Consider the following 6608-nt stretch of genomic DNA (forward strand, 5'->3'; position numbering starts at 1 on the left):
AAGTTATACGAGTCCGCGCCGACAACGCGGCGGTCTCGCCCGAGCGCGCCGCGTTGCGGCGGTCGCTTGCGATCATCAGCGTGACGATGATCGAGGGCGGCGCGGCATTCCTGCGCGACTGGCAGGCCAACATCGGCATGCCGGTGGTCTGGGTCGGCGCGGCGCGCGACCACGACGCGTCGCAGTATCCGCCCGAGTATTCGCACATCCTGCCGCTCGACTTCACCTGTGCCGAACTGCGCGGCATGATCGGCAAGCTCGTCACGCAACTGCGGGCACACGCAGCCGAAACGTTGCAGCCGTCGGAACTCGTCGCGCACTCCGAATCGATGCAGGCGCTGCTGCACGAAGTCGATACGTTCGCCGACTGCGACACCAACGTGCTGCTGCACGGCGAAACCGGCGTCGGCAAGGAGCGCATCGCGCAACTGCTGCACGAAAAGCATTCGCGCTATCGGCACGGCGAGTTCGTGCCGGTGAACTGCGGCGCGATTCCGGACGGCCTGTTCGAATCGCTGTTCTTCGGTCATGCGAAAGGGTCGTTCACGGGCGCGGTTGTTGCGCATAAAGGCTATTTCGAGCAGGCGGCCGGCGGCACGCTGTTCCTCGACGAGGTCGGCGATCTGCCGCTGTACCAGCAGGTCAAGCTGCTGCGCGTGCTCGAGGACGGCGCGGTGCTGCGGGTCGGTGCGACCGCTCCGGTCAAGGTCGATTTCCGTCTGGTCGCGGCAAGCAACAAGAAGCTGCCGCAGCTCGTGAAGGAAGGGTTGTTCCGCGCGGATCTTTACTACCGGCTCGCGGTGATCGAACTGAGCATTCCGTCGCTCGAAGAGCGCGGTGCGGTGGACAAGATCGCGCTGTTCAAGTCGTTCGTCGCCCAGGTCGTGGGCGAGGAGCGGCTCGCCCAGTTGTCCGATCTGCCGTACTGGCTCACGGATTCGGTCGCGGACAGCTATTTCCCCGGCAACGTGCGCGAACTGCGCAACCTGGCCGAGCGGGTCGGCGTGACGGTACGGCAGACGGGCGGCTGGGATGCCGCGCGGCTGCAGCGGCTGATCGCGCATGCGCGCAGCGCGGCGCAGCCGGTGCCGGCGGAGAGTGCGGCCGAGGTGTTCGTCGATCGCAGCAAATGGGACATGAACGAGCGCAACCGCGTGATCTCGGCGCTCGACGCAAACGGTTGGCGGCGTCAGGACACGGCCCAGCAGCTCGGCATCAGCCGCAAGGTATTGTGGGAAAAAATGCGCAAATATCAGATCTTCGACGAAGAGCCCGAGACCCGCGAAAGTGAGTAATTAATGAGATAAAATCGTGGTGAATTACAACGACTCGGGCGGGAATAAAACTTCATGAGCCATATGACGGGGTTGGGGCGGGTGAGCGTATTGCTGCTCGCCATGGTGGGAGGCATGCAAGGCGCGTTCGCGCAGGGGCTGGCGGGCGGCGATCCGTCGGCTGTGCAGCAGGCGTCGGCGCCGGTGGCCGCGATTCCGGTGATCGATTCGCAGGCACAGACGTCGGTGCAGCCGCAGGCCGGCGAGACGACGGGGCCGAGCACGGTCGACGACTTGCAGCGCCAGATCCAGGCGCACTCGCTGACGGAAATGCGCACGAGCTACAACGGCAGCTACGGCGCCAGCCTGCTGTTCAACGTCAAGGATGGTGCGTATTTCGTCGCGTTGTTCCAGCAGAAGGCGTTCTGGCGCGTGATCAAGACTTACGACGAAACGCGTGCGGAAGCGATTTATCGCGATTTCTCGCATCAGGCGGAGCGGCTGGCCGTCAACGAGTTGCGGGCGGCGAAGCTGGAATCGCAGAAGGCGCAAATGGACAAGCAGATCGAGGTCACGCAGGACCGCGCGCGGCGCCTGCAGGCGGACATCTCGATCGCCCGCCAGCAGCAGGCGGCGGTGGCGGATCGCCAGAAGAGCGTGCGGAGCGAAACGGCGGCGTTGCAGGCGCAACAGGCCCAACTCCAGTCGCAACTGCGGGCGTTGCAGCAGCAGGTGCGTTCGCTGCAGCGCGAGGCCGACGCGGGCCTGCCGACGACGGCACGCTGAACCCGGTAACGACGGTGCGGCGACGTGCCGCGCCGGCCGTACAAGTGAAAAGGGCAAGCCGGTTGGCTTGCCCTTTTTGTTTTACTGGCCGTCCGGCACGATTCGCCGGCGGCGCGTCACGATGACCGGCCCGTTGCCGCCGCGGGAATCCGACGGCGCGGCGTTGCCGGATGCGTCGCCGCTGTCGCGCGGTGCGCCGTAGCTTTCGCGCGGTTCACGCGGCTCGCGGGGGGCGCCGTAGCCTTCGCGCGGCTCACGTGAGCCGTAACCCTCGCGCGGTTCACGCGAACCGTAGCCTTCACGCGGCTCGCGGGAGCCGTAGCCGCCGTCGCCGCGCGATTCGCGCGGGCCGCCGTGCGAGCCGTACGGGCTGTGACCGCCACCTTCACGGCCGCCGGGGCGACCACCGGTGCGCGGGCCGCGGGGGCCGCCGCCGCCTGGGCGCGAGCCGCCCGTGTCGAGCTGGATCGTGGAAATCGCACGCTTGTAGATGCCTTGCAGACCCACGGGGGTGCGCAGCATCACCAGATACTGGTCGAACGACTCGATACACCCCGTCAGACGAATGCCGTTGACGAGATAGATTTCAACACGCTTACGTTCCTTGCGCGCCGAATTGATGAAGTCGTTTTGCGGATGGGATTCTGCGGGATTGGCCATTGAGGTGCGGCAGGAGCCTGCGTCAGAGAATATGTTGTGCGTGTGTGTGGCGTGTTCGTCCACAAGCCGTTTGGCGGAATTCTACCCTGTTCGATAAGGGAGCGCGCAGTCGTGATTGTGTCGAACCGTAACCCACTATAGACGTTCCGGCGCATTTTCGCGATTAGGCCGAACGGTCAAATTCGTTTCGTTACGTCGCGTTACGACTCTCGCAGCCCCGTATCACCTGGGTGCGCGCGCCGCGCTTACATTGACCGCGTGAACCGGGCGGGCCGGCTTATCAGGGATGCGGAGCATGAACAAGAGGCAAGTAGCAGCGGTGATCGGGAGCACGGCGTTGCTCGTTTCCGGTAGCGCAATGGCGGGGCACGTCGACCTGTCGGTCGGCATCGGCGTCCCGGTCGCACCGGTCTATGTCGAGCCGGCGCCGGTCTATGTGGCGCCGCAGCCGGCCATCGTCGCCTATCCGGGCTATGGGTATGGCTATTACGGGGATGACGACGACGATCGCTACCGCAAGTGGCGCAAGCACTATTACAAGCACTGGCGTCGACACCACGGCGACGACGATGACGATTGAGCCCGTGACCGCCCCGCCGGCGCGCGTCAGAACGCGTAGTCGGGGTTTTTCGGGTCGAATGCGGTGTCGTCGAGGGTCGCCGGCGCGATTTTCTCGATGACGATCCGCTCGAAGATCCTGCCGTCGTTGTCATAGGACTCGACGGTCCGGAAATAGGGTGCGTGCAGGTCGAGCCCCAGCACTTCCTTTTTCGCATAGAACTGCGGGCGGCCGGTCGGCGTTTCGTAGGTGAGCGCGACGACGCGCACGCCGCCGATCGTTTTGGCCTCCACGTCGGTCGGCCGCTGCACGCCGGCTTCCAGGTATTTCTTCCCTTCGGTCAGGTACAGGTTCGCGATGAACTCGGTGCCGAGATCCTTCACCTGGTGATTCGACTGGGCGCGCGCCAGTGCGCCGTCGATCGCCGTCCACAGCGGAATCTTGCCGAGCAGGCCGCCGAGATGGCCATACATCTCGTCCTTGCGCTGCGTCGTGTCGTAGATGGTCTCCTGGCCGGCATGCGCGCCGCCCGGCAGCCATTTCGCATACACGCGCAGCGGCTCGCGGGTCGTCTTCACGAGCATGCGGTCGGGCGTGTCGGACCATTTTCCGCTGATGCGCTCCTGGCGCACCATCGTGAACTGGTAGGACGGATAGCCGTTCGGGCCATTGCGGATATAGAGCGGCACGGCGAGCGGATCGAGCGCCTTGAAGAGCGCGGTGAGCGTCGCGTCGTCGAGTTGCGCGAGCGTGCCGCGCTGGGCCGCCGTGCGCAGCCAGCGCGCCTGTTGCGCGAGCGGCTCGTGCGTGACTTTCGCGAGGTCCGCCGGCAGCGCGGCGGCCTGGGCCGCGCTCGCGGCGCCGGCCGTTTCCTGTGCATGCAGGCTTGCCTGCGCGAGCGACAGCACGCACGCGACGGCCGCCGTGGCGACATGCCGTGCGTGGCGCTTCATTCCTTCGTTCATCGACAGCGTCTCCCGGGGCGATGGATCGTTCAGCCTTGCTTCGCGGCGTTGATTTTGGCGAGTTCCTCGTCGCGCAGCGCGCGGCGCAGGATCTTGCCGACGTTCGTCTGCGGCAGTGCGTCGCGGAACTCGACGAACTTCGGCATCTTGTAGCCGGTCAGGTTCTTGCGGCAGTGCGCGAGCACGTCCTCGGCCGTCAGCGACGGGTCACGGCGCACGACGAACACCTTGATCCGTTCGCCCTGTACCTCGTCCGGAATGCCGATCGCCGCGGCTTCGCTGATGCCGGGATGCATCACCAGCACTTCCTCGATCTCGTTCGGATACACGTTGAAGCCCGACACGAGGATCATGTCCTTCTTGCGGTCGATGAGGCGGATGAAGCCGCGCTCGTCCATCACGCCGATGTCGCCGGTGGCGAGCCAGCCGTCGGCGTCGATCACCTTGGCCGTCTCGTCGGGTCGCTGCCAGTAGCCGCGCATCACCTGCGGGCCGTGCACGCACAGCTCGCCCGGCTCGCCGATGGCGGCCCAGGTGCCGTCCTCGCGGCGAAAGCGCACGACGGTCGACGGCGCGGGTAGCCCGATCGACCCGCTGAACGCGGCCATGTCGTTCAGGTCCACGGGGTTCATCGTGACGATCGGCGAGCACTCGGTGAGGCCGTAGCCTTCGACCACCGGCCGGCCCGTCACCTGCTGGAAGCGCTCGGCGACCGCACGCTGCATCGCCATCCCGCCCGCCATCGCGAGCTTGAGCTTCGAGAAGTCGCGCTTGCGGAATTCCTCGTTGTCGAGGAACGCGTTGTACAGCGTGTTGATGCCGGTGATGCCCGTGAACGTCTCGTGGCGGATGATCTTCATCACCATCTTCATGTCGCGCGGGTTCGCGATCAGGATGTTGCGCCCGCCGAGCCCCATGAAGATGAACGCGTTCACCGTCAGCGAATAGATGTGATAGAGCGGCAGCGGCGTGAGCACGGTTTCGACGTCGCCCGACACCTGGTCGGCGATCCAGGCCTTCGCCTGCAGCAGGTTCGCGATCAGGTTGCCGTGCGTGAGCATCGCGCCTTTCGCGACGCCGGTCGTGCCGCCCGTGTACTGCAGGAACGCGAGATCGTCGCGCGTGGTCTGCACCGGTTGCGGCTTGCCGCGTGCACCGAGCGCGAGCGCGGAGCGCAGCCGGATCGCCTGCGGCAGGTGGTAGGCCGGCACGAGCTTCTTCACGTGCTTCAGCACGAAATTGATCAGGCGTCCTTTCGCGTTGAAGCCGTCGGCGAGCAGGTCGCCGAGCGCGGTGACGACGATGTGCTTCACCTGCGTTTCCGGCAGCGCGTCCTGCAGCGTGCGCGCGAAGTTCTCGAACACGACGATCGTCTGCGCGCCGCTGTCCTTCAACTGGTGCGCGAGTTCGCGCACGGTGTAGAGCGGATTCACGTTGACGACGATCGCGCCGGCCTTCAGCGTGCCGAACAGCGCGACCGGGTACTGGAACGTGTTCGGCAGCATGATCGCGACGCGGTCGCCGGGCTTCACGCCGAGGCTTTGCAGATACGACGCGAATGCGTCGACCTTCTGCGCGAGCGTGCGGTAGGTCATCGACGCGCCGGCGCTCACGTAGGCGACGCGGTCGGCGAAGCGGGTCGTGCATTCGTCGAAGAACTGCACGAGCGACGCGTATTGCGTGACGTCGATCTCGTGCGGAACGCCGGGCGGGTACGACGCGTACCAGATGGCGTCGGTGTTCGGCGCAATCTGGGCCGAGGTGGTTGCTGCGGAAGATGGCATGACGTGTCTCCGGTCTTTGCTCTCGGCGCGAGTCGGCGCATCAGCGCCGGCCCATGCCCCGTGCTTCGCGGCCGATCGGCGTGGGCGTCTCGACGCCGCGTCCGACCGCGCGTATCAATCAAATCATGAACAGGAAGCCGCGCGTGGCCTCGCGCGCTTAGTTCGTGGAATGCAGCGTGGCCGTCTCGGCGGTCGTCGCGCCCGACTGCGGCAGGCCGAACGCTTCGCTGGCGCCCGCGTCGTCGAGCACCGCCGCGAAGATCGACAGTTGCGCCGTGTCGGGCATCGGCGCCTTCAGCGCGGCGACGATCAGCGACGACAGCCGCGCGATCATCTGCACGTCGTTCATCGTGCGGCCTTGCGAGAATTCGTCGATCAGGCTTTCCGTTTCGGCGCCCGCGAGCGCGCCGGACAGCGCGCCGATCGCGAAGTGCAGCCGCCAGCCGAGCTCGGTGCGTGGCAGGTGCGGCAGCGCGCGCTGGAAGGCATCGAAGAAGCGGCCCGCGACGCTCGCATAGTGCGCGGTCAGGAAGTTGCGCACGAACGGCGAGGGATCGGTGTACGCGCGGCCGATCAGCCG

General features: G+C 66.1%; 6 protein-coding genes and 1 pseudogene. 3 read left to right on the forward strand and 4 right to left on the reverse strand.

Annotation, left to right across the window (positions count from 1 at the left end):
* The first annotated feature begins 5 nt into the window (after window positions 1-5).
* Window positions 6-1295 (forward strand): sigma 54-interacting transcriptional regulator, encoded by a 1290-nt coding sequence (locus JMF90_RS18195; RefSeq protein ID WP_201325289.1) that lies wholly within the window; start codon window positions 6-8, stop codon window positions 1293-1295.
* A gap of 54 nt (window positions 1296-1349) precedes the next feature.
* On the forward strand, window positions 1350-2060 hold the full coding sequence (locus JMF90_RS18200) for a DUF2968 domain-containing protein (RefSeq protein WP_011545285.1): 711 nt from the start codon (window positions 1350-1352) through the stop codon (window positions 2058-2060).
* Window positions 2061-2141: 81 nt separating this feature from the next.
* On the opposite strand, the gene hfq is transcribed toward JMF90_RS18200, so the two are convergent.
* Window positions 2142-2720, reverse strand: coding sequence for an RNA chaperone Hfq (gene hfq / locus JMF90_RS18205; protein WP_077178435.1), 579 nt, complete (start codon window positions 2718-2720; stop codon window positions 2142-2144).
* A 295-nt stretch (window positions 2721-3015) separates the two neighbouring features.
* Between hfq and JMF90_RS18210 the strand changes: the two genes are divergently transcribed.
* On the forward strand, window positions 3016-3300 hold the full coding sequence (locus tag JMF90_RS18210; RefSeq protein ID WP_011694273.1) for a hypothetical protein: 285 nt from the start codon (window positions 3016-3018) through the stop codon (window positions 3298-3300).
* Window positions 3301-3326: 26 nt separating this feature from the next.
* Here the strand turns inward: JMF90_RS18210 and JMF90_RS18215 are convergent, their stop codons facing one another.
* From JMF90_RS18215 to JMF90_RS18225, 3 genes and pseudogenes are all read right to left on the reverse strand, one after another.
* Window positions 3327-4244, reverse strand: a complete 918-nt coding sequence (locus tag JMF90_RS18215) for a DUF1571 domain-containing protein (RefSeq protein WP_027810352.1) — start codon at window positions 4242-4244, stop codon at window positions 3327-3329.
* 29 nt (window positions 4245-4273) lie between these two features.
* Window positions 4274-6028, reverse strand: a complete 1755-nt coding sequence (locus JMF90_RS18220) for an AMP-binding protein (RefSeq protein WP_201316873.1) — start codon at window positions 6026-6028, stop codon at window positions 4274-4276.
* 157 nt (window positions 6029-6185) lie between these two features.
* Window positions 6186-6608 (reverse strand): annotated as a pseudogene (locus tag JMF90_RS18225) (TetR/AcrR family transcriptional regulator); the annotation flags it as partial.

This window comes from Burkholderia sp. E168m23, from assembly GCF_016586125.1.
Taxonomy (GTDB): Bacteria; Pseudomonadota; Gammaproteobacteria; order Burkholderiales; family Burkholderiaceae; genus Burkholderia; species Burkholderia orbicola.

Coding starts and splice junctions, on each gene's coding strand:
- JMF90_RS18200 (WP_011545285.1), top strand. CDS start 1,350: ATGAGCCATATGACGGGGTTGGGGCGGGTGAGCGTATTGCTGCTCGCC.
- hfq (WP_077178435.1), bottom strand. CDS start 2,720: ATGGCCAATCCCGCAGAATCCCATCCGCAAAACGACTTCATCAATTCG.
- JMF90_RS18210 (WP_011694273.1), top strand. CDS start 3,016: ATGAACAAGAGGCAAGTAGCAGCGGTGATCGGGAGCACGGCGTTGCTC.
- JMF90_RS18215 (WP_027810352.1), bottom strand. CDS start 4,244: ATGAACGAAGGAATGAAGCGCCACGCACGGCATGTCGCCACGGCGGCC.
- JMF90_RS18220 (WP_201316873.1), bottom strand. CDS start 6,028: ATGCCATCTTCCGCAGCAACCACCTCGGCCCAGATTGCGCCGAACACC.